This is a genomic window from Limimaricola litoreus (assembly GCF_024159025.1).
Taxonomy (GTDB): domain Bacteria; phylum Pseudomonadota; class Alphaproteobacteria; order Rhodobacterales; family Rhodobacteraceae; genus Limimaricola; species Limimaricola litoreus.
In genome coordinates, this window is sequence record NZ_JAMYXC010000030.1 from 16694 (window position 1) to 41535 (window position 24842).

Sequence of the window (24842 nt, forward strand, 5' to 3'; positions counted from 1 at the left end):
TCCGATGAAAGCCATGGTTCTGGCGGCCCTGCTCACGGGCGGGGCGCCGTCGCAGCAAAGCGTCGATTACATCGGCAGCCATGTCTGGCCCGAGCAGGCGCATGGCGCGGGCGGGTTTTCCGCGATCGAGCTCGACGAGGACGGGCTCGGCTTCGTCACCCTGAGCGACCGCGCGCGGATCTTCGACGGGCGGCTGACCCGCGACGAGGAAGGCCGCATCACCGGGGTCGAGATCACGCGCTCCGAGCCGCTGCGCTCGGGGCGCGAGGGGATCATGACCGGCCATCTCGCCGACAGCGAGGGGCTGGCGATCGGCCCGGACGGGCGGCGCTGGATCTCGTTCGAGGCCAAGGCGCGGGTGCGATCGGAGACCGGGCCTCATGGCCCGCAGGTCCTGCCGCGCCCGCGGGCCTTTCCGCGGATGCAGTTCAACAGCGCGCTCGAGGCGCTGGCGATCGATGCGGAGGGCGCGCTCTATACCCTGCCCGAGCGCTCGGGGCGGCTCGACCGGCCCTTTCCGGTCTACCGCTGGAAGGAGGGGCAATGGACGATCCCCTTTACCATCCCGCGCCGCGACAGCTTTCTCGTCACCGGTGCCGATTTCGGCCCCGACGGCAATCTCTACCTGCTGGAGCGCGATTTCGTCGGCATCGGCTTTCGCAGCCGGGTGCGCCGCTTCGCGCCCGACGGCACACAAGAGGAGGTGCTGCTGGAGACCGGCGTGGGCGTGCATGACAACCTCGAAGGCCTCTCGGTCTGGCGCGACGATCTGGGCCGGATCCGGCTCACCATGATCTCCGATGACAATTTCCGCTTTTTCCAGACCACGGAGTTCGTCGAATACGCGGTTGATGAATGATCCGGGCCGGGGCATGGGCCCGCGCGCCACACCCCGGCTTCCCCAGCGTCACCTCTCGTGAATTTCTGTTTGACGACGCGCGCTTCCGTGCCAGCTTTGGAACAGGCGAAACCAACTGAAAGGAGGTGATCCAGTGTCGAGAAGGGTATTGGAGAAATGTGTCGGGACAGCTTGGGGAGTGCGTGGCTGAGGCAGCCCTTGGCCGCTGGTGACCCCAGGTGGACCTCGGTCTAACCGACCCACCTCCTGAACTTCGAAGGGTCGTTCCCCATCGCCGGGAACGGCCCTTTTTGTATCTCGCGCGGCCCCGCGCTATCTGTGGCCCGAACGCGGGGAGGGACGCATGCTGAGGATCGACGACCGCATCACGATCGAGGATTGGGAGCTGACCGAGCAGTTCACCCGCGCCTCGGGCCCCGGCGGGCAGAACGTCAACAAGGTCAGCACCGCGGTCGAGCTGCGCTTCGAGGCGGAGCGCTCGCCCAACCTGCCCGATCCGGTCAAACGGCGGCTGAAGCGGCTCGCCGGGCGGCGCTGGACCAATGACGGAGCGGTGCTGATTTTCGTGCAGGACACCCGCCACCAACCCCGCAACCGCGAGATCGCCCGCGAACGGCTGGCCGAGCTGATCCGTGCGGCAGTGCATGTGCCGAAGCGAAGGGTGCCGACGAAGCCGACCAAGGGGAGCGTCAGGCGGCGGCTGGAGGCGAAGAAGCAGCGCGGCGAGGTGAAGGCGTTGCGCCGCGATCCATAACAATTCATGTGCTCTGCAACTTAGAGGTACTTTACAGGTACTTCTAATTGAAGATGTACTACGATGTACAAGCATTGAGGATGACCGGCCGTGACTGATGAACTCCAAGAGTACAAGGAAATTGTAGAAGAACTTGAGAACGTAGACGATGCGGATGAAGACACCTCCTCAAGCTCGAATCTATTCTCGATTTCTTCCTTTGGCGTTGACTACCCAGTAGAGATGCTAGTTGCGAGAATGACGAAAGAGTTATTCTACGTCCCACATTTCCAAAGGCAGTTTGTTTGGTCTCAGACCAATCCTCTAGATTTATTGAATCTTTACTTCTCGGGCTTCCAGTTCCCGGAATATTTCTATTTAAAGAATCTGAAACAGGTAAGCATTTAGTTATTGACGGGCAACAGCGACTGAAAACGTTAACTTATTTTTACAAAGGGGTGATAAACGGAAAGCAATTTTCCTTAACTGGTTTAGATTCCCAATGGAATACCCTCACCTATGAGACCTTGCCAGACGCTGACAAAGCTCGCTTAGACGACTCCGTCGTACACGCTACTGTTTTCAAGCAGGATCTTCCGGAGGGCGAAATAAACAGCGTCTACGAAGTTTTCGAAAGAATCAATACTGGCGGAGTAAAGCTATCGCCTCAAGAAATCCGATCTTGCATTTGCCATGGTCCATTCAATGAATTTCTTCACGAGATGAACCGCAATGCTGACTGGAGGTCAATTTACGGAGCGACAAGCAAAAGACTGAAAGATATAGAAGTTATACTTAGGTTTTTCGCCTTCGTTGAAAAGGCCTCGGACTACGAATCGCCGATGAAACGATTCCTGAATGACTTCATGAAAAGCAAGCGATACCTCGACGGAAATGAACTCATCCCATACAAAGAAATATTTAACGAACTATGAGTTTTTGTCGCGCTGCTCTCGGCGACAAACCATTTCGTCCAGATCGATCCCTGAACACAGCTGTTCTAGATGCAGTAGCTTCTGCGATTGCCATTAGATTAAATTCAGGCGCACCGCTAACTAACGAAGAAGCATCGGCCATATATTTTGAACATCTAGACAACGAAAGATTTAAGGAAGGCTATGTTCGAGCTACCGCTGACGAAGAGAACGTCAAAAAACGTATTGAGGAGTCTCGCTCAGCGTTCGGTGCAGCATGAACCGTCAAGAAATGCAATCTGAGTTTGACCGACTAAAGTTTCAACTAGATTCTTTAAAAAGAGAAGCTGGAAAAATACCTGATGAAATATACGCCATGGGATGCCAGCAGCTCTGCATCAACATATGTGGAAGCCTCGAACAGTCCCTAAAAAAGATCTTTGTGACGTATGGGCGGCGAAAGTCAGAAAACAGAATCCACCGATCCATTGAAAAGGTCTGCGAAAGCTACCAGAACCCAAAGAGCTTAAAGATACTAGAGCTAATTGGACTGTTTGATGATGACTTCGAAAGAAGCCTTAAAGCTGACTGGGATGGCACCTTGGAATTAGAGCGAAACCACATCGATAACCTAATAGATGATCGCATCACAATTGCCCATCGAAAACGTCAGCATATAAGCATATCGACATCAAAACTTGAGAACTACTACAGAGCGTATACTGGCGTAACCACCCGTATATTCAATCACTTCCTAAATGGTCACTAATGGAATCGCCGTAGGCATATTTCTATATTTCAAAACACCCGAAACGTCTGCGTCGTCAGCGTCCGTTCGATCCCCTCGATGCCCATCAGATGCTCGTTGAGATACATCCCGATATCCTCACCCTCGGGCACATAAATTTTCACCAGAAGATCGAAGGCGCCGGAGGTCGAGTAGAGCTCGGAGTGGATTTCCTTCAGGGCGATGGCATCGGCGACCTTGTAGGTGGTGCCGGGGGTGCAGCGGATCTGGACGAAGAGCGGTAGCGACATGGGATGGGCCTTCTCGTGGCTGGGTCAGACGGTGACGGGGATGGCGTCCTGCGGGCCGACGCCGAAGACGCGCTTGTAGCGGGCGATCTCGGACGGCGGCCCCATCGCCTTTTCGGGGTTGTCCGAAAGCTTCACGGTGGGCCGCCCCTCGGCGGCGATGGCCTTGCAGACAAGGCTGAAGGGCGCGAGCGCGTCGCCCGCCAGCCCCTTGAAGTCGTTGGTCAGCATGGTGCCCCAGCCGAAGCTGACCCGCACCCGGCCCGAGAAGCGGGCGTGCAGGTCGAGGATCTTGTCGGCGTCGAGCCCGTCGGAGAAGATCACCAGCTTGTCGCGCGGGTCCTCGCCGCGCGCCTTCCACCATGCGATCGCCGTTTCGGCCCCCGTCGCCGGGTCGCCGCTGTCGATGCGGATGCCGGTCCAGCCGGCGAGCCAGTCGGGCGCGCGCTCCAGAAAGCCTTCGGTGCCGTAGGTGTCGGGCAGGATGACGCGCAGGTTGCCCTCGTGCTCGTCGTGCCAGTCGGCCAGCACCTTGTAGGGTGCCTCGGCCAGCTCGGCGTCGGTCTCGGCAAGTGCTGCATAGACCATGGGCAGCTCATGCGCATTGGTGCCAATGGCCTCCAGATCGCGGTTCTTGGCGATGAGGCAGTTCGAGGTGCCGGTGAAGGCCGGGCCCATGCCTTCGAGCATCGCCTGCACGCACCAGTCCTGCCACAAAAAGCTGTGGCGGCGGCGCGTGCCGAAATCGGCGATGCGCAGCCCCGGCGTGCCGCGCAGGCGTTCGACCTTTTCCCATGTGCGGGTCATGGCGCGGGCATAGAGCACCTGAAGCTCGAACCGGCCCATGTCGTCGAGCACGGCGCGCGAGCGCAGCTCCATCAGCACCGCCAGCGCCGGGATCTCCCACAGCATCACCTCGGGCCATTTGCCTTCGAAGGTCAGCTCGTATTGCCCGTCGCGCTTCTCGAGGTGATAGGGCGGCAGGCGGAGGTTCTCGAACCATTCCATGAATTCGGGCGTGAACATCTGCCGCTTGCCATAGAAGGTATTGCCGCGCAGCCATGTGCTTTCACCCCGGCTCAGCGAGAGCGAGCGGATGTGGTCAAGCTGTTCGCGCAGCTCGCCCTCGTCGATCAGATCGGCAAGGCGGATGGATTTGGTGCGGTTGATCAGGCTGAAGGTGACGTTCGTGTCGCGGTGGTTGCGAAACACCGACTGGCACATCAGCAGCTTGTAGAAATCGGTGTCGATCAGGGAGCGGACGATCGGGTCGATCTTCCACTTGTGGTTCCAGACGCGGGTGGCGATGTCGACCATGGATCTTCCTTCAGGCGGCCAGCGGATCGGCGGCGTCGAGATTGTCGCACAAACGCCCCCCGAGGCCGAGGGTGGAGGCGAGGCGGCCGAGCTTTGCGGGCAGGCCGGCATTGCCGACGCGGTGCCATTGGGCCTGGCGCGTCAGCCAGAAGAGCTGCTTGCGAGGCCCGAGAGGGGCAAGCTCGGCGCGCGTCAGCTCGAAGGCGCCGGAGCTGAGAAACTCGTAAGGGTGCAGGTAGACATGCGGCGTGAAGCCCGCCGCCTGCGCCCCCGCGACCAGCCGGTCGGCCACGCGGGCGGGAAAGAGCTTGAGATAGCTGCCCCCGAGATTGAGCGGCGGCAGGCCGGGCACGGCCTGACCGCGATAGATCGGCAGCAAGCGCAGTGTGGAGAGCCCCATCGCCGCGCGGAACGCCGCCACCTGCGCCACCGAGCCCGCGTTGAGCGAGCTGTCATAGGCAAAGCGGCGCTCGACGGCGCGGTATTGATCGGGGCCGGTCTTGTCGATCCGGAACTTGGGGGCGCGAAACCCGGTGACCTCACGGTTGGCCGCCGCCTCCAGAGCCGTCCTGGCACGGCCCAGCGCCCGGTCGACCTCCGCCGCCTCCATCCGGTCGAGCGTGTCGTGGTAATGCGCGTGGCAGGCGATCTCATGGCCCCGGCTTGCGATATGGGCGATGAGGTCGGGGGCCTGGTCGGCGATGACGCCAGTGCAAAAGAAGGTGACGCGCGCGCCGCCCTGCGCTTCGAGAAAGGTCTCGATCGCCTCGAAGCCCTCCCAGAGCCGGTCGATGCGCAGCGGGCCGGTTTCCCACAGGCGCAGGTCGCGCTTCAGATCATGCGCGAAATCCTCGAAATCGATGCTGAGGAACATCCCGTTCATGCCAGCATCTCCCGCGTCACGAGATAGGGCCCGATCGCCAGCGCATCGACGCCCGAGGCGCGGAAGGTAGCGAGCGCCTGGCCCGGATCGTAGACGATCGGCTCCTGGATGTTGAACGAGGTGTTGAGCAACACCGGCACGCCGCTGCGGCGGCCGAACTCGGACAGCAGCGCGTGATAGAGCGGGTTGGCCGCGCACGGCACCGCATGCACCCGCGCCGTGCCGTCGGTATGGGTCACCGCCGGGATCTCGGCCCGCCGCTCGGGTCGCACCCGTGCGACGATGTTCATATAGGGGCTGGGCTGGTCGATCTCGAAGAAATCGGGCGCGGCCTCCTCGGTCACCGAGGGGGCAAAGGGGCGGAACAGCTCGCGTTTCTTGATCTTAACGTTGATGTCCTCGCGGATCTCGTCGCGGCGCGGATCGGCGAGAAAAGAGCGCGCCCCCAGCGCCCGGGGACCGAACTCGGCCCGGCCCTGGAACCACGCGATGATCCGCCCGCCCTCCAGCAGCCCGGCCACCTTTGCCACGAGGTTCTCGTCGGAGAGCGGCTCGGGCAATCGGAGGAGATGCGGCGCGAGCGCCGTCTCGATCTCGGCGGCGGTGTAGCCCGCGCCGAGATAGGGGCTGCGCAGCGACACGGTATCGACGCCGGTGGGCAGGCTCAGCATCGCGGCCCCGATGGCGCAGCCCGCGTCATGCGGCGCGGGCGGGATGGCGACGCGGTCGAAGCGGCCGCTCTCGATCAGCTTGCCATTGGCGGTGACGTTGAGCGCGCAGCCGCCCGAGACGACGAGGCGGCGGATCTGCGGATGGCTGTCGCGCAGGGGTGCGAGGATATGGTCGAGCGCCGCCTCCTGCGCCGCCTGCACGCTGGCGGCGAGGTCGATGTGATCCGTGCTCGGCGCCTCGTCGGGCGCGCGGGGGGCGCAGAACAGCTCGGCCAGCCGCGCCGGAAACCGGCCCTGAAGTGCGGCGTGATAATCGCACAGCCCTGTGTCGAGCCGGTAGCGCCCGCCCGGCTCCAGCTTCAGCACGTGGTCGAGCAGCGCCTCCTTCCAGCGCGGTGTGCCGTAAGGGGCGAGCCCCATCATCTTGTATTCGCCCTCGAGCATCCGAAAGCCGAGATAGCCGGTGAAGGTCGAATAGAAATGGCCCAGCGAATTGGGCCAGTCATGGGTCGAGACCCGTTTGCGCCCGCCCTCGCCGACCACGGTGACCACGGTCGAGGCGCTCTCTCCACCGCCGTCATAGCTCAGCGAGATCAGCTCGCCGGGGTCGATCATCGCCTCGGCATAGCGCTGGTGGCTGGCGTGGTGGTCGTGAAACCGGATGCGGGCGCGGGTCGGCCCGATCTCGCGCGTGATCATGGCGCGCAGCCGGAACAGGTGACGCCACGAGCCGGTGTCCTCGGGACGCTCCGCATCGCCCGCGCGGCGCAGGAAGAAGGTATTGATGCGCGCGGCCACGCCGCGCATCGCGTCCGCCCCGCCCAGCGCCTTGCCCAGCGTGCCCATGGCGCGGCGACGCAGGCGCCAGGGCTGCCAGTAGACGGCGATCTCGTGGACATCCTCGATGCCGATCCCCGCGATCCGCAGGCATTCGGCGATGGCCCGGCTTGGAAAGGCGCCGTCGTTCTTGATCCGGCTCAGCCGCTCTTCCTCGACGGCGGCGATGAGCGTGCCGTCGCGAAACAGGCAGGCCGCGCTCGCCCCCATCGTCGCCAGTCCAAGGATATACACGGCATGCTCCGCCCTACCGATGCGCAGAGCCGCATCAGGGGCGGTTAAACCAACCGCCCCGCGCCTTGGCAAGCCGCACCACCCGGCCGGGGCGTCAGGCCAGCGTCACCCCCGCCGCCGCCATGGCCCGCCGCGCGGCATCGAACGACCCGTCGAGGTCGATGCCGCGCGACAGCCGCTCGATGACCGTCACATCATAACCGAGCCGCGCCCCGTCGAGCGCCGAGTAGTTCACGCAGAAATCAGTGGCGAGCCCAACGAGGGTGATCGCGGTGATGCCGCGCTCGGCGAGGTAGCCGTGCAGCCCGGTGGGGGTGGCATGATCGTTCTCGAAAAAGGCCGAGTAGCTGTCGATCTCGCGGCGAAACCCCTTGCGGATGATCAGGTCGGCATCGGTCCGCAGATCGGGGTGAAAGGCGGCGCCGGGGCTGCCTTGCACGCAGTGATCGGGCCAGAGCACCTGTGGGCCGTAGGGCATCTCGGTCATCGACATCGGCGCCGCGCCGGCGTGCTGGCTGGCAAAGGAGAGGTGATCGGCCGGATGCCAGTCCTGCGTCAGCACCACGGCGCGAAACTCTTCCATCAGCGCGTTGATGCCGGGGACGATCGTGTCGCCCTCCGCCACCGCCAGCGCGCCGCCGGGGCAGAAGTCGTTCTGCATGTCGATGACGATCAATGCCTCGTGGGCTGGGCGCATGGGGGTCTCCTCGGGTTCCTGCGGCCGAGGTAAGCCCATGCGCCCGGCCTCGTCAAATGCCGCGCATCGCCGCCGCGATGGCATCCGCCGCGCGCTCGAGCCCCGGCGCATCGAGCGTTTCGGCCGCGACATGGGCAGAGAAGACCGGCGCATGCGCGGCGCGCGACCGGGCATAGGCCGGATCGTAATGCTCGGTCATCAAGGCGGCCGACAGCTCGACCATGCGCCCTTCGGCCAGAAGCTTCTGCCAGCCATCGACCACCTCGTGGCCGCGGTAGGCGCGCAGCTGGTCGAGCAGTGCCGACAGCCGGGCGGGATCGGCGCTGACATCTTCGTAGGCCTGCGCAAGGAACGCCGCGCGCGCCTCGATCGGCGCGGTGATCTCGATCCGCGGCGCGCGGGTCATCAGCGCCCAGAGCGCGGGCGGCAGGGTGATCCGGCCGATCTTGGAGCTTTCGGCCTCGACGAGGATCGGGCGATCGGGGTCGAGCCGGGCCAGCCGCTCGGCGAGCGCGCTCTCGAACCCCTTCTGCGCGGGCTGCTCGGCCGGATCGCCGCCCAGGAGCGAGCCGCGATGATTGGCCAGCCCTTCGAGATCGAGCACCTGGCCGCCACGCGCTTCCACCAGCGGCAAAAGCGCGGTCTTGGCGGTTCCGGTAAAGCCGTCGAGCAGCACGAGGCGGTGCGGCAGCGCCGCATCGTAGAGCGCCCCGTGCACGAGACGGCGCCATGTCTGGTAGCCCCCCTCGACCACCTCGGCGCGCCAGCCGATCTGGCTCAGGATCGAGGCGAAGGAGTTCGACCGCTGCCCGCCGCGCCAGCAATAGACCAGGGGGCGCCAGCGATATTCACGGTCCGCCAGCGGCCCCGCGATGTGATCGGCGGCGTTGCGCGACACGATCGCCGCACCGATCTTGCGCGCATCAAAGGGCGAGACCTGCTTGTAGATCGTGCCGACCTCGGCCCGCTCGGCGTTCGACAGCACGGGCAGGTTGATCGCGCCGGGCACGTGGTCCTCGGCGAACTCGGCCGGGCTGCGCACGTCGATCACGTCGTCGAAGCCGTGGTCGAGAAAGGCGGGGATGGTGTCGAAACGCATGCTCATGCGGGCCTCTCTACAGCGCCCGCGCCCGCGCGGGAAGCAGCGCGCTCGGCCGCGCGGGCGGGATCTGCGTATTTGGAGAAAGATGAACCATGGGGCGCACCGCCCCTTTCATCTTTCCTCAAATACGCATGTCGCCCCATCGGGGCCGGGAACGACGAAGGGGCCGCGGCGTGCGACCGCGGCCCCCTGCCCCTGTGCCTTCGGAAAGAATCAGTCCTCGACGTCGAAGGTCAGCGCCTTGACCTGCTGGAATTTGCCGGTGTCCCGCAGCTTTTGCAGCACGTCCTCGGAGACCGCCTCGTCGGCATAGAGGATCGCGATCGCCTCCCCGGCGCGGTCGTTGCGGCCAAGGGTGAAGTTGGCGATGTTCACGCCGTTCTCGCCCATGGTGGTGCCCAGAACGCCGATGATGCCCGGCACGTCCTTGTTGGTGGTATAGACCATGTGGCGGCCGATCTCGGCGTCGATGTTGATGCCCTTGATCTGGATGAAGCGCGGCTTGCCGTCCGAGAACACCGTGCCCGCGACCGAACGCTCGCGCGTGTCGGTGGTCACGGTCACCTTGACGTAGCCCTCGAAGGTGCCCGACTGATCCTGCTTGGTGGTGGCGATCTGGATGCCGCGCTCCTTGGCGATCACCGGGGCCGAGACCATGTTCACGTCCGGGTTCACCTTGCGCATGATGCCCGCGACCAGCGCCGAGTTCAGCGCCGCGAGGTTCATCTCCGAGACGACGCCGTCGTAAAGGATGTTGATCGACTTGATCGGCTCGTCGGTCATCTGGCCGATGAAGTTGCCCAGATGGCCCGAGAGGCCGATCCACGGGCCCATGATCTTGGCCTCTTCGGCGCTGATCGAGGGCATGTTGATCGCGTTGGTCACAGCACCCGTCAGCAGGTAGTCCGACATCTGCTCGGCCACCTGCAGCGCCACGTTCTCCTGCGCCTCGCTCGTCGCGGCACCAAGGTGCGGCGTGACGACGACGTTGGGCAGGTTGAACAGCGGCGAGGCGGTCGCGGGCTCCTCGGCGAAGACGTCGAAGGCCGCACCGGCCACCCGACCTTCCGTGATCGCCTCGGCCAGCGCCGCCTCGTCCACCAGCCCGCCGCGGGCGCAATTGACGATGCGCACGTTGGGCTTGAGCTTGGCGATGTTCTCCTTGGAGAGGATGTTGCGCGTCTGATCGGTCAGGGGCACGTGCAGCGTGATGAAGTCCGCCCGGCCCAGAAGCGCGTCGAGCTCGACCTTCTCGACGCCGATCTCGGTCGCGCGCTCCTCCGACAGGAAGGGGTCATAGGCCACGACCTTCATCTTCAGACCATGCGCGCGGTCGATCACGATCGAGCCGATGTTGCCCGCGCCGATCACGCCCAGCGTCTTGCCGGTGACCTCGACGCCCATGAAGCGCGACTTTTCCCACTTGCCCGCATGGGTCGAGGCGTTGGCCTCGGGGATCTGGCGGGCGACGGCCATCAGCATGGAGATCGCGTGCTCGGCGGTGGTGATGGAGTTGCCGAAGGGCGTGTTCATCACGATGATGCCCTTCTTCGACGCGGCCGGGATGTCGACATTGTCGACACCGATGCCGGCGCGGCCGATGACCTTGAGGTTGGCGGCGCGCTCGATCAGCTTCTCGGTCGCCTTGGTGGCCGAGCGGATCGCGAGGCCGTCGTAATTGCCGATGATCTCGGCGAGCTTTTCCTTGTCCTTGCCGAGCTTGGGCTGGAAGTCGACCTCGATGCCGCGATCGCGGAAGATCTGCACGGCGGCGTCGGAGAGGGCGTCGGAAATCAGAACCTTGGGCATTTGGATGCTCCTGTGGCGGTCGGACGGAATGCGTCCGGAGAAATAGGGATGACGGGGCGCGCCCTGCGCGCCCCTGAAAGGGGATCAGGCGGCTTCGGCCTGCGCCGCGATCTCGGCCTCGAAGGCCCAGTCGAGCCAGGGCAGCATCGCCTCGATGTCGGAGGTCTCGACCGTGGCGCCGCACCAGATGCGCAGCCCCGCGGGCGCGTCGCGGTAAGCGCCGATGTCGAGGGCTACGCCCTCCTTTTCGAGCCGCTTGGCCACCGCCTTGGCGAACGCCGCGCCGTCCTTGACGCGCTCATCGGTGAACTTCAGGCAAACGGAGGTGTTCGAGCGCGTCGCCTCGTCCTCGGCGAGGTTGGCGATCCAGTCCCGGGCGTCGCAGAAATCCCAGATGGCCTGCGCGTTGGCGTTGGCGCGGGCCTTGAGCCCCTCCAGCCCGCCGACCTCACGCGCCCAGTCGAGCGCCACGAGGTAATCCTCGACGCAGAGCATCGAGGGCGTGTTGATCGTCTCGCCCTTGAAGATGCCCTCGATCAGCTTGCCGCCCTTGGTCATGCGGAAGATCTTGGGCAGCGGCCATGCAGGGGTGTAGCTCTCCAGACGCTCGACGGCGCGGGGGGAGAGGATCAGCATGCCGTGTGCTGCCTCGCCGCCCATCACCTTCTGCCAGGAGAAGGTGGTGACATCGAGCTTGTCCCAGGGCAGGTCCTGCGCGAAGGCGGCCGAGGTGGCGTCGCAGATGGTCAGGCCTTCGCGGTCGCTCGGGATCGCGTCGCCCGAGGCCACGCGCACGCCCGAAGTGGTGCCGTTCCAGGTGAAGACGACGTCGGTGTCGTAGTCCAGGCTCGCCATGTCGACGATCCGGCCGTACTCGGCGGTCTTCACCTCGGCCTCGATCTTGAGCTGCTTGACCACGTCGGTGACCCAGCCCGCGCCGAAGCTTTCCCAGGCGACCATGGTCGCGGGGCGCGCCCCGAGCATCGACCACATCGCCATCTCGACGGCGCCGGTGTCCGAGGCGGGCACGATGCCGATGCGGTAATCGGCGGGGATGCCGAGGATCTCGCGCGTCTCGTCGATCGCGGCGGCGAGCTTGGACTTGCCCACGGCGGCGCGGTGCGAGCGGCCGAGCGGCGCATCGGCGAGCTTGTCGAGAGTCCACTGGGGGGGTTTGGCGCAGGGGCCGGAGGAGAATCGCGGATTCGACGGACGAACGTCCGGAGTCGTGCTGACCATTGCTGGTATCCTTGCAGATAAGCGCCTCTCGTTGGGGAGAGGTGTCCCGCCGCCGCAGATACGCCCTGCCCCGCGCTTTCACAACATGCAAATTGCCGCTAAGGCAGCGCCAAATGTCGCAAGCGGGCCGTCCCGCGCCACTATCGGAAACTTTCGCCCATGTTCACCGCGCTCCTCCTCTCCGCCCCCGGCACCCCGCTCGATCCGCAGCTTGCCGAGAATCTCCGCAGCGCATGGGGCGGCGCGGCGCTCGACTGGCTCGCGCCCGGCGAGGCGGTGGAGTTCGGCCTGCCCGAGGTGTCGGGCAACCGCTGGGATGTCTGGGCCGAGCTGCAGAAAAGCGGCGTCGATCTGGTGGTCCAGAAGACCGAAGGGCGGCGCAAGAAGATGCTGCTCGCGGACATGGACAGTACCATGATCGAGCAGGAATGCATCGACGAGCTGGCCGCCGAGGCGGGGGTGGGCGAACGCGTGGCCGAGATCACCGCGCGGGCGATGAACGGCGAGCTCGATTTCGAGGGCGCGCTGATCGAGCGGGTCGGGCTGCTGCGCGATCTCGACGAGGCCGTGATCGCCTGCGTGCTGGAAAGCCGGATCACCCATATGCCCGGCGGGCGCGCGCTGATCGCCACGATGAAGGCCAATGGCGGCCACGCCGCGCTGGTCTCCGGCGGCTTCACCGCCTTCACCGAAAAGGTGGCCGAGGCGCTCGGCTTCGACGAGCACCGCGCCAACACGCTGCTCTCGGCGGGCGGCAGGCTCACCGGCGATGTGGCGCGACCGATTCTCGGCCGGGAGGCCAAGGTGCAGGCGCTCCACGAGATCACCGCCCGGCTCGGCATCACGCCCGAAGACGTCATCGCGGTGGGCGACGGCGCCAATGATCTGGGCATGCTCGGGCTCGCAGGGACGGGCGTGGCGCTGCACGCCAAGCCGGTCGTGGCCGGGCAATGCGAGGTCCGGGTGAACCACGGCGACCTGACGGCGCTGCTTTATATCCAAGGCTACCGCAAGGAAATGTTCACTATTTGATCTTGCTCGAATCGGCCTCCTGACCGAGACTGACGCAGGGGCAACATCGCCCTGTCATTTGGGGGAGACCGACATGGCCGACAAGCGTTTCATGTATATCTATCACGGCAACGGCATGAGCCTGCCCGAAGGCGAGGAGGCGGGCCGCGAGGCGATGGCGCGCTGGCAGGGCTGGATGGACGGCATCCGCGAGCACATCTCGGACGAGGGCGCGCCGGCGGGCAAATCCCATACCGTGAGCCGGGACGGCGTGACCGACGACGGCGGCGCCGACCCGGTCTATGGCTACACCATCGTCACGGCACCCGACATCGACGCCGCGATCGAGATGGCCAAGGGCTGCCCCATGGTCGCGGATGGCGGTCGCGTCGAGGTCTGCGAGGCCATCGAGATGTGAGTGCGGCCCCGCCCCGTTCGACGCCGAACAGGGGCGGGCCGCAGCTGGCGGGGCCGGCGTGGCAGATGGGACACGGTTCCTTTTCTGGGCGCCGAGCCCCCTTCCTGCGCGGATATCCGCGCAGACATGTGACCGTGCGGGGCTTTCCCACGGGGCGGGAATCTTGATAAGCCTCTGTTCATCGAGTTGAACCCGCCCCTTCCAGTCGAAAAGGCGCCGGGGGCATCCCAAGAGGCCAGACAGCTGGAGGCTGCTACATGATGTCACGACTATTCCGCGCGATCGGGACCCTGTCGGCGGGCGCGGTGATCACCGCCGCTGCCACGAGCGCCGCCGCGCAGGAGGCGTCGAACCGCGTCGCCGCGGAAACCGACTGGAGCGTGTTTCAGGAAACCGACCCGGTCGAGTGCTTCGGCGTCTCGGCCCCCAAGAGCCAGCTCAACACCAAGGGCGGCCAGCCGGTCACCGTGAACCGCGGCGAGACGCTGCTTTTCGTGTTCTACCGCCCCGCACAGGGCGTGAACGGCCAGGTGACCTTCACCGGCGGCTATCCCTTCGCGTCCGGCTCCACCGTGACGCTCGAGGTCGGCGGCAGCGACTACCAGCTCTTCACCGAGGGCGATTGGGCCTGGCCCGCGACGCCGCAGGACGACGCCGAGATCGTCGCCGCGATGAAGCGCGGCGCCGAGGCGGTGCTGACCGGCATGTCGGGCCGCGGCACCCAGACCAAGGACACCTTCTCGCTGCTGGGCTTCACCGCCGCGGTGGAAGAGGCGTCCAAGCGCTGCGCCAGCTGAGATACGCGCCCGAGGGCGCGGCATGTTGCATCCAGAGCGGGGCCGGTTTTCCTTGATGACCGGGCCCGCTTTCCCATATGAGCCGGGCACCCCCGGCCCCGAGGTACCCCGATGACCGCCCCCGCCACCCCGACCGCTCCGATCACCCAGGACATGATGACCATCCCGCGCAAGCCGCGCGAGGGCCTGCCCAACCTCGTCGGCCTGACGCGGCCCGCGCTGCGCGAGGCGCTGCTCGCCGCCGGCACGCCCGAGAAACAGGTCAAGATGCGGGTGAACCAGCTCTGGCAGTGGATCTACCACTGGGGCGTGCGCAGCTTCGAGGAGATGACCAACCTCGCCAAGCCGTATCGCGAGCTCCTGGCCGCGAACTTCGTGATCGAGCTGCCCGAGATCGTCTCCAGGCAGGTCTCGACCGACGGCACGCGCAAGTACCTCGTGCGCATCGCGGGCGGGCACGAGGTCGAGACGGTCTACATCCCCGAAGACGAGCGCGGCACGCTGTGCATCTCCTCCCAGGTCGGCTGCACGCTGACCTGCTCCTTTTGCCATACCGGCACCCAGAAGCTGGTGCGCAACCTGACGCCGGGCGAGATCATCGGCCAGGTGATGATCGTGCGCGACGATCTCGCCGAATGGCCGCGGCCGGGCGTGCCCAAGGAAGAGCGCAGGCTTCTGTCGAACATCGTGCTGATGGGCATGGGCGAGCCGCTCTACAATTTCGAAGGTGTGCGCGACGCGATGCAGATCGCCATGGACGGCGAGGGCATCGCCCTGTCGCGCCGCCGCATCACGCTTTCGACCTCCGGCGTCGTGCCCGAAATCGCCCGCACCGCCGAGGAGATCGGCTGCATGCTGGCGGTGAGCTTCCACGCCACCACCGACGAGGTGCGCGACAAGCTGGTGCCGATCAACAAGAAGTGGAACATCGAAAAGCTGCTGGAGGCGCTCAGGGCCTATCCGCGGCTGTCGAATTCCGAGCGGATCACGTTTGAGTACGTGATGCTCAAGGGCGTCAACGACAGCGACGAGGATGCGCATCGGCTGGTGAAGCTGATCGAGGGCATCCCGGCCAAGATCAACCTGATCCCCTTCAACGAATGGCCCGGCTCGCCCTACGAGCGGTCCTCGAACAACCGCATTAGGGCCTTTGCCGACATCATCTACAAGGCGGGCTACGCCAGCCCGATCCGCACGCCGCGCGGCGAGGACATCATGGCCGCCTGCGGCCAGCTGAAATCCGCGACCGAGCGGCAGCGCAAGAGCCGCGCCCAGATCGCGGCCGAAGTTCAGGGATAAGGCGCGCGGGACAAACCGGCGCCACCGAGGGGAGAGAGCGGTGAAGATCAAGCTCAACGGGATCGAGTTCGACGTGACGGCTGTGGAGGGGGATCTGCGCGAGGCGATCCTCGGCGATCCGATCGTCGCGCGGGCGGTGTGGCGCGATGTCTATGCCTGGGATGGCCGCGCGCAGGAGGGCAAGCCCACCGGCCCGGTGACCAAGGCCGGCGCGATCCCGCTCGCCAACGGCATCTCCTTCTACGTGCCCAAGGGCCCGCAGCTCGAAAAGAACGAGAGCGCCTCGAAGACCTCCGGCGAGCGCTTTCTCAAGGCGCTGGGCGTGAAATCCTCGATCGACGTGCTCAAGGCCATGGCGCGCCTTCTGGGCCTGCCGCAGAAGGTGCTGCCCAAGGCGTTCGATCCCCTGAAGCCGGTCGCCTCCTTCACGCTGAAGATGCATGTCGAGCATTCGGTGCTGCGGCTGCGCAACGCCAGCCGCAACCTGCAGGCCTATGTTCTGGTGCCCGGCCAGATCGGCTTTCACCACGAGATCACCGAGATCGTGGACCGGCCCGGCCACGAGGCGCTGATGGCCGAAAAGCCCGAGCTGAAGACGCTGACGCCGATGTTCCTCGTGCCCGCACAGTCCAAGGCGAATCGCGAGATGCGGGCGACGGCGCTGATGGCGCAGACCCGCGAGCTCGCGGCGCAGGCGCAGGGCAAGACGGCCCAGGAGCTGCCCGAGCCGCTGCGCATGCGGATCGGCCGCAACCAGGCCGAGCTGCGCATGCTGGCGCAATCGGCGACGCAGGCCCGCACGGCCCAGCCCGGCCGTCCCGCGCCCCGCGCGACCGCCTGAGGAACCGCCCGCCGCGTCGAAGGGTTGGCCGTGCATCCACAAAGGGGCGCACGGCCATGAGCTATTCGACAGGCGACAAGGTCACGTGGAACTGGGCCAATGGCACCGGGACCGGCAAGGTCACCAAGGTCTACACCCGAAAGATCACCCGCAAGATCAAGGGCTCCGAGATCACCCGCAACGCCAGCGAGGAGGAGCCCGCCTATCTGATCGAGCAGGAGGATGGCGACGAGGTGCTCAAGAGCGGATCGGAGCTCTCCAAGGGCTGAGCCGCGCGGCCATGGCCAGCGACAGGCCATGCGTATTTATGGAAAGATGAACAGAAGGGCGCGCCCGGCCCGGTGCCGCGCGCGCCCCTCCCTTTCATCTTTCTTCAAATACGCAAATCCCGACGCCGGGGCTCACTCCTTGCGGCCGGGAATATGCTCGCGCCGCTCGCCCGCATGGGTCCAGCTTTGCATCGCCTCGAAGGCCTCGTCGGCAGTCTCCACGAACTTGAACAGCTGAAGATCCTCGTCGGCGATGGTGCCGGCATCGGCCAGCGCCTCCCAGTTCACGATCTTTTCCCAGAAGGCGCGGCCGAACAGCAGGAAGGGCACGCGCTTCATGCGGCCCGTCTGGATCAGCGTCAGCGTCTCGAACAGCTCGTCGAGCGTGCCGAAGCCACCCGGAAAGACGCAGACCGCCTTGGCGCGCATCAGGAAATGCATCTTGCGGATTGCGAAATAGTGGAAGTTGAACGCCAGCTCCGGCGTCACATAGAGGTTCGGCGCCTGTTCGTGCGGCAGCACGATGTTGAGACCCACGGAGCGGCCGCCCGCCTCCTCGGCGCCGCGGTTGCCCGCCTCCATCACGCCGGGGCCGCCGCCGGTGACGATCACGTTCTCGGTGCCGCCCTCGCTCAACGACCATTCGGTGACGCGCCGCGCGAAGGCGCGCGCCTCCTCGTAGAAGGCCGAGAGATCGGCGAGCGTCTGCGTGCGCGCCTCGTGTTTCCGCGCGGGCTCGGGGATGCGCGCGCCGCCGAACAGCACCACGGTCGAGTTGACCCCGGCCGCGTTCATCAGCAGTTCGGGCTTCATCAGCTCCAGCTGCCAGCGCACGGGACGCAGCTCGTCGCGCAGCAGGAACTCCTCGTCGGTGAAGGCCAGCCGGTAGGAGGGCGATGTGGTCTGCGGCGTCTGGGGCACCTGCCCCGCCGTGCGCTGATCCTCCTGGCTGTCGCGCATCAGGTGTCGTCTGTCCTTGGTCATGCCTGTCCCTTACCCTGGGGCGCGTTGCGCCGATTGCCGCATCCGGTCTATAGCCGCCCCCGAGCCGCATCACAAACCGGAGCCCGTCCCATGGCCGATACGAACACCGCCCAGCTCGAAACCGCGATCGAGGCCGCCTGGGAGGCGCGCGACACGATCACGCCGCAGACCGGCGGCGAAACCCGCGAGGCGATCGAAGCCACGCTGAACGCGCTCGACGAAGGCGCGCTGCGCGTCGCCGAAAAGGGCGCCGACGGCAATTGGGTCGTGAACCAGTGGGCCAAGAAGGCCGTGCTTCTGGGCTTTCGCATCCGCGACATGGAAATGCAGCCGGGCGGCCCGCAGGGCGGCGGCTGGTGGGACAAGGTCGACAGCAAGTTCGCAGGCTGGGGCGAGAACCGCTGGCGCGACGCGGGCTTTCGCGCCGTGCCCAACGCCGTGGTGCGCAAATCGGCCTATATCGCCCCCGGCGTGGTGCTGATGCCCTCCTTCGTGAATCTCGGCGCCTATGTCGACAGCGGCACCATGGTCGACACCTGGGCCACGGTCGGCTCCTGCGCGCAGATCGGCAAGAACGTACACCTCTCGGGCGGCGTCGGCATCGGCGGCGTGCTGGAGCCGCTGCAGGCCGACCCGACCATCATCGAGGACAACTGCTTCATCGGCGCGCGCTCCGAGGTGGTCGAGGGCTGCATCGTTCGCGAGGGCTCGGTGCTCGGCATGGGCGTCTATATCGGCAAATCGACCAAGATCTTCGACCGCGAGACCGGCGAAGTCAGCTATGGCGAGATCCCGCCCTACTCGGTCGTGGTCTCGGGCTCGCTGCCTTCCAAGGGCGGCGTGAACCTCTACTGCGCTGTGATCGTCAAGAAGGTCGACGCCCAGACCCGCTCCAAGACCGGGATCAACGAGCTGCTGCGCGACTGATCGACGCCACGCTCCGGCGCGGGCGGCGGAACCGCCCGCTTTGCCCGAGTCTTGGGGGACATGATCCAGAACCTGTCCCTCCCGCTGTTGCTGGCCGTCTTCGCTCTCGCGGGGGCGGCCGTCATCTTTTCATCGATCCGCGCCACGCGGCTCGCCGACATCATCGCCGACCGGACCTCGATGGGCGAGGCGATGGCGGGGGGCATTATCCTGGGCGGTGCCACATCGCTCGCCGGCGTGGTGGTCTCGGTCAAGGCCTCGCTCGACGGCGACGCCTCCTTCGCCTTTTCGAACGCGGTGGGCGGCATCGCGGCGCAGACGCTGTTTCTCGCCATCGCCGACCTGATCTACCGCCGCGCCAACCTTGAACACGCCGCCGCCGAGCCCGCGAACCTGTTCCAGGCGGTGATGCTGATGATCCTGCTCAGCCTGCCGCTATGCGCCATCGCCGGGCCCGACGTCGCCTATTTCGGCGTGCACCCCGTCTCGGTGGTGCTGTTTCTCACCTATCTCTACGGGGTGCGCATCTCGGCCCGCGTGTCCGAAGAGCCGATGTGGCGCCCGGTGATGACCTCCGAGACCCGCACCGACGAGCCCGAGGACGAGGACGAGGCGGGCCGCTCGGTCATGGGCCCGGCGCTGCGGTTTGCCGGGCTGGTGGCGGTGATGGGGCTGGGTGGCTTCGTGATCGCGCAGGTGGGCGGCGCCTTCATCGAGCGGTTCGGCCTGCGCTCGAGCCTCGTCGGCTCGCTCATCACGGCCGTGGTGACCTCGCTGCCCGAATTCGTCACCACCATCGTCGCGGTGCGCCGCGGCGCGCTGCAGCTTGCCGTGGGCGGCATCATCGGCGGCAACACCTTCGACACGCTGTTTCTCGTCCTGTCGGACGTGAGCCTGCGCGAGGGCTCTCTCTACCACGCCGTCGGCACGACCGATCTCTACTGGCTCGGCACCGGCCTGTTGATGACCGGCATCCTGCTGGCGGGACTGATCGCGCGACAGCGGCAGGGCCCGGCGCGGATCGGCTTCGAGAGCGTCGCCATGCTGGCGGTCTATGTCATCGCGGCGACGATCGAAGTCCTGGGCTGAGCCCGCATCGTTGCGCGAGCGACGCGGTTTCCCGTGCTAAGCCTCACGGGTGGGAACGATTCCGTGAGCGGTTCGTTGCCGCCTCAACAGCCCGGATGGATCGGGCGACAGGTACGGAGTGAAGACATGACGGGTGTGGGTTGGTTCATGACCATCATCATCGGCGCGATCGCCGGATGGCTGGCCGAAAAGGTGATGAAGGCGAACATGGGGCTGTTGATGAACATCATCATCGGCATCCTCGGCGCGCTGCTGTTCAACTGGCTGCTGGCCCTGATCATGGGCGAGGGCCTGGTCGGGTTCTGGGGGTCGCTGATCGCGGGCTTCATCGGCGCGTGCATCCTGATCTTCCTCGCCCGGATGGTGCGCGGCAAGCGCGGCTGATCCAAAGGCCGGACAGGACCGCAGACCCCGCGCCGCAAGGCGCGGGGTCTTGCGCATCCGGGTCCGGGGTGCCACCTGCGGGCGGACCACCGGATGAGGAAGAGGCGCATGGCCGAGAAGCAGGACAAGCCCAAGCGGGCGCAGCAGGTCTACACGCTGCTGGTCGAGGTCGGGCGCAAGTCGGGCGACGGGCTGCCCAAGGGCGCGACCGGCGCCGCGCTGATGTGCTACGCCTCGGGCGTGGACGAGGCCGAGGCGGTGCGCGAGACCGTCGCCATCCTCAAGCAGGCCGACCTCGCCCCGCTCGACGTCACCGGCTACGGCACGCTCGACGAGCGTCTCGCCGAAGGGCACGACATCGACGAGGACGAGCGGGCGCTCATGAGCCGCGCGCTCGAGGAGAACTCGGTGATCGTGGCGCAGATGACCCCTTTCTTCGAGGACGCCAAGGGCGGCGGCGACACGGTTCATTGAACCCGGTCGATTGAAACCGCCCCGCCCCCGCGCTACGCCTTGCCCTGCCCCAAGGAGTGAGCGGATGCCCCAGACCATTGATCCTGCCGAACTGACCGCGCGGCTGATCCGCTGCGCCTCGGTCACGCCCGAGGAGGGCGGCGCGCTGGTGCTGCTGCAGGAGATGCTGGAGCAGGCCGGATTCGACTGCACCCGCGTCGATCGCGGCGGCGTATCGAACCTCTTCGCCCGCTGGGGCGACAAGGGCGCGGCCAAGAGCTTCGGCTTCAACGGCCATACCGACGTGGTGCCCGTGGGCAACCGCGACGACTGGTCGGTCGATCCCTTCGGCGCCGAGGAGAAGGACGGGCAGCTCTACGGTCGCGGCGCCTGCGACATGAAATCGGGCGTGGCGGCCTTTGTCGCCGCCGCCATCGATTTCGTGCAGGCCACCCCGCCCGAGGGCGCGGTGATCCTGACCATCACCGGCGACGAGGAAGGCCCCGGCATCGACGGTACGGCGGCCCTACTCGACTGGATGGACGAGACTGGCGAGCGCATGGAGATGTGCCTCGTCGGCGAGCCGACCTGTCCCGAGACCTTCGGCGAGATGATCAAGATCGGGCGGCGCGGCTCGCTCAACGCCTTTGTCACCGTGACCGGCGTGCAAGGCCACGCCGCCTATCCGCATCGCGCCAACAACCCGATCCCCGCCATGGCCCGGCTCGTGGACCGGCTCTCGACCCATGGGCTCGACACCGGCACCGATCATTTCGACGCCTCGACGCTGGCGGTGGTGAGCATGGATACCGGCAACCCGGCGACCAACGTGATCCCGCGCCAGACCCGCGCCACGCTCAACATCCGCTTCAATGACCTGCATTCGGCCGAAAGCCTGAAGGAATGGCTCTGGGCCGAGGCGCAATGGGTCGCCGAGGAGTTCGAGGTCGAGATCGACCTCGACGTGAAGGTCTCGGGCGAGGCCTTCGTGACACCGCCGGGGGAGCTGTCGGCGATGGTGGCGCGGGCGGTCGAGGCCGAGACCGGGCTGAGCCCCGTGCTGTCGACCACGGGCGGCACCTCGGACGCGCGCTTCGTGAAGACCCATTGCCCGGTGGTCGAGTTCGGCCTTGTCGGCCAGACCATGCACCAGGTCGACGAGCGGGTGGAGATCGCGCAGATCCACCGGCTCAAATCCGTCTACACCCGCATTCTCGAAAGCTACTTCACGTGAAACACGAGATTTCCGAGACCACCGACCTCACCCATTGCCACGCGCTGCGCCGCACCGTCTTCATCGAGGAGCAGAACGTCTCCGAAGCCGATGAGATGGACGGGCTCGACGCCGAGGCGATCCACCTCATCGCCACCTGCGATGGCGCCCCTGTCGGCACCGCGCGGCTGCTGATCCGGGGCGAAACCGGCAAGATCGGCCGCGTCGCGGTGCTGCGGGAGCATCGCGGCACCGGTCTCGGTGCCGCGATCATGCGGCAGGCCGAAGCGGCGCTGCGCTCGCGCCCCGGCGTCACCCGGCTCTATCTCTCGGCCCAGACCCATGCCCTGCGGTTTTACGAAAAGCTCGGCTACAGCGCTTACGGGCCAGAATACGACGACGCGGGCATCCCCCATCGCGACATGGAAAAGCGGCTCGATCGCTAGGCCGTCACCCCTGATCGCGTGACGACCCCCCATGCGCGTGCTACCTGCTGCGCATGAACAGATTGCCCTCCCGCGAGGAGATCCTGCAATGGATCTCCGACAACCCGACCCAGACCGCGAAACGCGACATCGCCCGTGCCTTCGGCATCAAGGGTGCCGCGCGGATCGACCTCAAGCGCATGCTGCGCGAGCTCGAGGACGAGGGACACCTCCAGAAAAAGCGCAAGACCTACCGCGACCCGGACCGTCTGCCGCCCGTCTCGGTGCTCTCGGTCCTGCCGCCCGACGCCGATGGCGATCTCTGGGCGCGCCCGCTCGAATGGCACGGCGAGGGCGAAGGCCCCAGCGTGCTGATCCTGCCGCGCGAGAGCGACGCGGCGATGGGCGCGGGCGACCGCATCCTCGCCAAGCTCACCGCCACGCCGGGCGAGGAGCAGGACTACACCGCGCGGCTCATCCGCAAGATCGGCACCAATCCGCTGCGCATCCTGGGCATCTTCAAGAAGGGCTCCGAGGGCGGGCGCATCGTGCCGATCGACAAGGGCGTGGACAAGCAGTGGATCGTCCCCGAAGGGGCCGAGCATGGCGCCAAGGACGGCGAACTCGTGGAGGCCGAGCAATCGGGCCCCAAGGGCCGCATGGGCCTGCCCAAAGCGCGCATCATGTCGCGGCTGGGCGATCCGACCGCGCCGCGCGCGGTCTCGCTCATCGCGATCCACCAGCACGGCATTCCCGATCATTTCCCCGATCAGGTCCTCGCCGAGGCCGACGCCAAGAAGCCAGCGGGCCTCAAAGGGCGCACCGACCTGCGCGAGCTGCCGCTGATCACCATCGACCCGTCGGACGCGCGCGACCATGACGACGCCGTCCTTGCCCAACCCGACGACGCCCCCGACAACGAGGGCGGACATATCCTCTGGGTCGCCATCGCCGACGTGGCCCATTACGTCACCCCCGGCTCCGAGCTCGACCGCGAGGCCCGCAAGCGCGGCAACTCGTCGTACTTCCCCGACCGGGTCGTGCCGATGCTGCCCGACCGGCTCTCGGGCGACCTGTGCAGCTTGCACGAGGGCGTGCCGCGCGCGGTGATCGTGGCGCGCATCCGCATCGATGCGACCGGCGAAAAGATCTCCCACCGCTTCGAGCGGGCGCTGATGCGCTCGGCGGCCTCCATGTCCTACGAGGAGGCGCAGAGCGCGATCGACGGCAATCCGACCGATCGCGCCGCCACCATGCTCGACGAGGTGCTGCGCCCGCTCTGGGCCGCCTACGGCGCGCTGAAGCAGGCGCGCGAGCGGCGCCAGCCCTTAGAGTTGGACCTGCCCGAGCGGCGGATCGAATTGAACGAGATGGGACAGGTCACCTCGATCTCCTTCAAGGAGCGGCTCGACGCGCATCGGCTGATCGAGGAATTCATGGTGCTGGCCAATGTCTGCGCCGCCGAGACGCTGATCGCCAAGCGCCAGCCGCTGTTGTTCCGCGTGCACGAGGAGCCCAACCCCGACAAGCTCGACGCGCTGCGCGAGGTGGTGAAGGGGTCGGGGCTGACGCTCGCCAAGGGGCAGGTGCTCAAGACCGCGCATCTCAACCGGCTTCTGGCGCAGGCACAGGGCACTGAGCAGGACGAGCTCATAAACCTCGCGACGCTGCGCTCGATGACGCAGGCCTATTATAATGCCGAAAATTTCGGCCATTTCGGCCTCGCGCTGCGCGACTACGCGCATTTCACCTCGCCGATCCGGCGCTATTCCGATCTGATCGTGCACCGCGGCCTGATCTCGGCGCATGGCTGGGGCAAGGACGGGCTGTCTGATACCGATCTCGAACGCCTCGAAGAGACCGCCAAGCACATCTCGGATACCGAGCGCCGCTCGATGCTGGCCGAGCGCGACACCACCGACCGCTACCTCGCGGCCTTCATGTCCGACCGGATCGGCGCGGAACTGCCGGGCCGGATCAGCGGCATCGCCCGCTTCGGCGTCTTCGTGAAGCTCGACGAGACCGGTGCCGACGCGCTGGTGCCGATCCGCTCGCTCGGCAACGAGTTCTTCCACTTCGACGCCGAGGAGCAGACCCTGATGGGCTCCGACAGCGGCCGGGTCATCGCGCTGGGGCAGAAGGTCACCGCCCGCCTCGTCGAGGCCGCGCCGATCTCGGGCGGGCTGATCGCCGAGCTGGTGGAGATCGAGGGCGCGACCCTGCCGCGCGGCCCGTCGCGCCGCCCCGGCAAGCCGCCGCGCCGCAAGGCGGGCGTCGCCAAGAAGAAGGCGGCCGTGAAGGCGAAGAAAGAAAAGCGCAAGGTCACGCGCAAGCGCTGATCGCGAGCGTGGAACTCCCCCTCCCTTCGCCGGTTCGCCCAAGGTAGCACCGGCGGAGGGACG

General features: G+C 66.2%; 26 protein-coding genes. 17 read left to right on the plus strand and 9 right to left on the minus strand.

Translation table 11 applies throughout. From position 1 onward, the window contains the following. Nucleotides 1-4: 4 nt before the first annotated feature. From NHG85_RS02535 to NHG85_RS02550, 4 genes are all read left to right on the plus strand, one after another. Nucleotides 5-859, plus strand: a complete 855-nt coding sequence (locus tag NHG85_RS02535; protein WP_253329519.1) for an esterase-like activity of phytase family protein — start codon at nucleotides 5-7, stop codon at nucleotides 857-859. 343 nt (nucleotides 860-1202) lie between these two features. After that, complete coding sequence (gene arfB, locus NHG85_RS02540) at nucleotides 1203-1613, plus strand: alternative ribosome rescue aminoacyl-tRNA hydrolase ArfB (RefSeq protein WP_253329521.1); 411 nt, start codon at nucleotides 1203-1205, stop codon at nucleotides 1611-1613. Between the two features lie 284 nt (nucleotides 1614-1897). After that, a complete protein-coding gene (locus tag NHG85_RS02545; RefSeq protein ID WP_253329523.1) occupies nucleotides 1898-2527 on the plus strand; it encodes a DUF262 domain-containing protein in 630 nt (209 codons plus the stop codon). Nucleotides 2528-2783: 256 nt separating this feature from the next. Continuing rightward, a complete protein-coding gene (locus NHG85_RS02550; RefSeq protein WP_253329525.1) occupies nucleotides 2784-3275 on the plus strand; it encodes a HEPN domain-containing protein in 492 nt (163 codons plus the stop codon). Between the two features lie 29 nt (nucleotides 3276-3304). On the opposite strand, the gene NHG85_RS02555 is transcribed toward NHG85_RS02550, so the two are convergent. From NHG85_RS02555 to NHG85_RS02590, 8 genes are all read right to left on the minus strand, one after another. Next, a complete protein-coding gene (locus NHG85_RS02555; protein WP_099275511.1) occupies nucleotides 3305-3544 on the minus strand; it encodes an Lrp/AsnC ligand binding domain-containing protein in 240 nt (79 codons plus the stop codon). Nucleotides 3545-3568: 24 nt separating this feature from the next. After that, complete coding sequence (pncB, locus tag NHG85_RS02560; RefSeq protein WP_253329526.1) at nucleotides 3569-4858, minus strand: nicotinate phosphoribosyltransferase; 1290 nt, start codon at nucleotides 4856-4858, stop codon at nucleotides 3569-3571. A 10-nt stretch (nucleotides 4859-4868) separates the two neighbouring features. After that, nucleotides 4869-5741: a polysaccharide deacetylase family protein gene (locus NHG85_RS02565; protein WP_253329529.1), complete on the minus strand. Its 873-nt coding sequence runs from the start codon at nucleotides 5739-5741 to the stop codon at nucleotides 4869-4871. Continuing rightward, nucleotides 5738-7483 (minus strand): carbamoyltransferase family protein, encoded by a 1746-nt coding sequence (locus tag NHG85_RS02570; RefSeq protein ID WP_253329531.1) that lies wholly within the window; start codon nucleotides 7481-7483, stop codon nucleotides 5738-5740. Before NHG85_RS02570 ends, NHG85_RS02565 begins: the two co-directional genes overlap by 4 nt. Before the next feature lie 94 nt (nucleotides 7484-7577). Then, nucleotides 7578-8180, minus strand: a complete 603-nt coding sequence (pncA, locus tag NHG85_RS02575) for a bifunctional nicotinamidase/pyrazinamidase (protein ID WP_253329533.1) — start codon at nucleotides 8178-8180, stop codon at nucleotides 7578-7580. Between the two features lie 52 nt (nucleotides 8181-8232). Then, entirely contained in the window at nucleotides 8233-9285 is a 1053-nt protein-coding gene (gene mnmH / locus NHG85_RS02580) for a tRNA 2-selenouridine(34) synthase MnmH (RefSeq protein WP_253329535.1), read from the minus strand. A 210-nt stretch (nucleotides 9286-9495) separates the two neighbouring features. Then, a complete protein-coding gene (gene serA, locus NHG85_RS02585; protein WP_253329537.1) occupies nucleotides 9496-11091 on the minus strand; it encodes a phosphoglycerate dehydrogenase in 1596 nt (531 codons plus the stop codon). 84 nt (nucleotides 11092-11175) lie between these two features. Further along, the gene (locus NHG85_RS02590) at nucleotides 11176-12330 is read right to left on the minus strand and encodes a phosphoserine transaminase (RefSeq protein WP_253329539.1); all 1155 of its coding nucleotides are present in this window, start codon (nucleotides 12328-12330) and stop codon (nucleotides 11176-11178) included. A 159-nt stretch (nucleotides 12331-12489) separates the two neighbouring features. On the opposite strand from NHG85_RS02590, the gene serB reads away from it, so the two are divergent. The 6 genes from serB to NHG85_RS02620 all read left to right on the plus strand — a co-directional run bounded on the left by serB (nucleotide 12490) and on the right by NHG85_RS02620 (nucleotide 16965). Next, on the plus strand, nucleotides 12490-13362 hold the full coding sequence (gene serB, locus NHG85_RS02595) for a phosphoserine phosphatase SerB (RefSeq protein WP_253329541.1): 873 nt from the start codon (nucleotides 12490-12492) through the stop codon (nucleotides 13360-13362). A 73-nt stretch (nucleotides 13363-13435) separates the two neighbouring features. Continuing rightward, complete coding sequence (locus NHG85_RS02600) at nucleotides 13436-13759, plus strand: YciI family protein (RefSeq protein ID WP_253329542.1); 324 nt, start codon at nucleotides 13436-13438, stop codon at nucleotides 13757-13759. A 257-nt stretch (nucleotides 13760-14016) separates the two neighbouring features. Continuing rightward, nucleotides 14017-14556 carry an invasion associated locus B family protein gene (locus tag NHG85_RS02605; RefSeq protein ID WP_253329544.1) on the plus strand — a complete coding sequence of 180 codons (540 nt, stop codon included), beginning with the start codon at nucleotides 14017-14019 and terminating at the stop codon, nucleotides 14554-14556. Between the two features lie 111 nt (nucleotides 14557-14667). After that, nucleotides 14668-15855 (plus strand): dual-specificity RNA methyltransferase RlmN, encoded by a 1188-nt coding sequence (gene rlmN, locus NHG85_RS02610; RefSeq protein WP_253329546.1) that lies wholly within the window; start codon nucleotides 14668-14670, stop codon nucleotides 15853-15855. Nucleotides 15856-15895: 40 nt separating this feature from the next. After that, nucleotides 15896-16696, plus strand: a complete 801-nt coding sequence (locus tag NHG85_RS02615) for a hypothetical protein (RefSeq protein ID WP_253329547.1) — start codon at nucleotides 15896-15898, stop codon at nucleotides 16694-16696. A 56-nt stretch (nucleotides 16697-16752) separates the two neighbouring features. Further along, nucleotides 16753-16965 carry a hypervirulence associated TUDOR domain-containing protein gene (locus NHG85_RS02620; protein ID WP_253329549.1) on the plus strand — a complete coding sequence of 71 codons (213 nt, stop codon included), beginning with the start codon at nucleotides 16753-16755 and terminating at the stop codon, nucleotides 16963-16965. Nucleotides 16966-17097: 132 nt separating this feature from the next. On the opposite strand, the gene NHG85_RS02625 is transcribed toward NHG85_RS02620, so the two are convergent. After that, entirely contained in the window at nucleotides 17098-17949 is an 852-nt protein-coding gene (locus tag NHG85_RS02625; protein ID WP_253329551.1) for an LOG family protein, read from the minus strand. Nucleotides 17950-18039: 90 nt separating this feature from the next. On the opposite strand from NHG85_RS02625, the gene dapD reads away from it, so the two are divergent. The 7 genes from dapD to rnr all read left to right on the plus strand — a co-directional run bounded on the left by dapD (nucleotide 18040) and on the right by rnr (nucleotide 24779). After that, nucleotides 18040-18876 (plus strand): 2,3,4,5-tetrahydropyridine-2,6-dicarboxylate N-succinyltransferase, encoded by an 837-nt coding sequence (gene dapD / locus NHG85_RS02630; protein ID WP_253329553.1) that lies wholly within the window; start codon nucleotides 18040-18042, stop codon nucleotides 18874-18876. A 60-nt stretch (nucleotides 18877-18936) separates the two neighbouring features. Further along, a complete protein-coding gene (locus NHG85_RS02635; protein ID WP_253329555.1) occupies nucleotides 18937-19965 on the plus strand; it encodes a sodium:calcium antiporter in 1029 nt (342 codons plus the stop codon). A gap of 63 nt (nucleotides 19966-20028) precedes the next feature. Then, a complete protein-coding gene (locus NHG85_RS02640) occupies nucleotides 20029-20349 on the plus strand; it encodes a GlsB/YeaQ/YmgE family stress response membrane protein (RefSeq protein ID WP_370362960.1) in 321 nt (106 codons plus the stop codon). A 108-nt stretch (nucleotides 20350-20457) separates the two neighbouring features. Then, on the plus strand, nucleotides 20458-20823 hold the full coding sequence (locus NHG85_RS02645; protein WP_253329557.1) for a DUF8846 family protein: 366 nt from the start codon (nucleotides 20458-20460) through the stop codon (nucleotides 20821-20823). 64 nt (nucleotides 20824-20887) lie between these two features. Next, a complete protein-coding gene (gene dapE / locus NHG85_RS02650) occupies nucleotides 20888-22036 on the plus strand; it encodes a succinyl-diaminopimelate desuccinylase (protein ID WP_253329559.1) in 1149 nt (382 codons plus the stop codon). Next, on the plus strand, nucleotides 22033-22461 hold the full coding sequence (locus tag NHG85_RS02655) for a GNAT family N-acetyltransferase (RefSeq protein ID WP_253329561.1): 429 nt from the start codon (nucleotides 22033-22035) through the stop codon (nucleotides 22459-22461). The genes dapE and NHG85_RS02655 overlap by 4 nt, the downstream gene beginning before the upstream one ends. Nucleotides 22462-22514: 53 nt before the next feature. Beyond that, nucleotides 22515-24779, plus strand: a complete 2265-nt coding sequence (rnr, locus tag NHG85_RS02660; RefSeq protein WP_253329563.1) for a ribonuclease R — start codon at nucleotides 22515-22517, stop codon at nucleotides 24777-24779. Nucleotides 24780-24842: the final 63 nt, after the last annotated feature.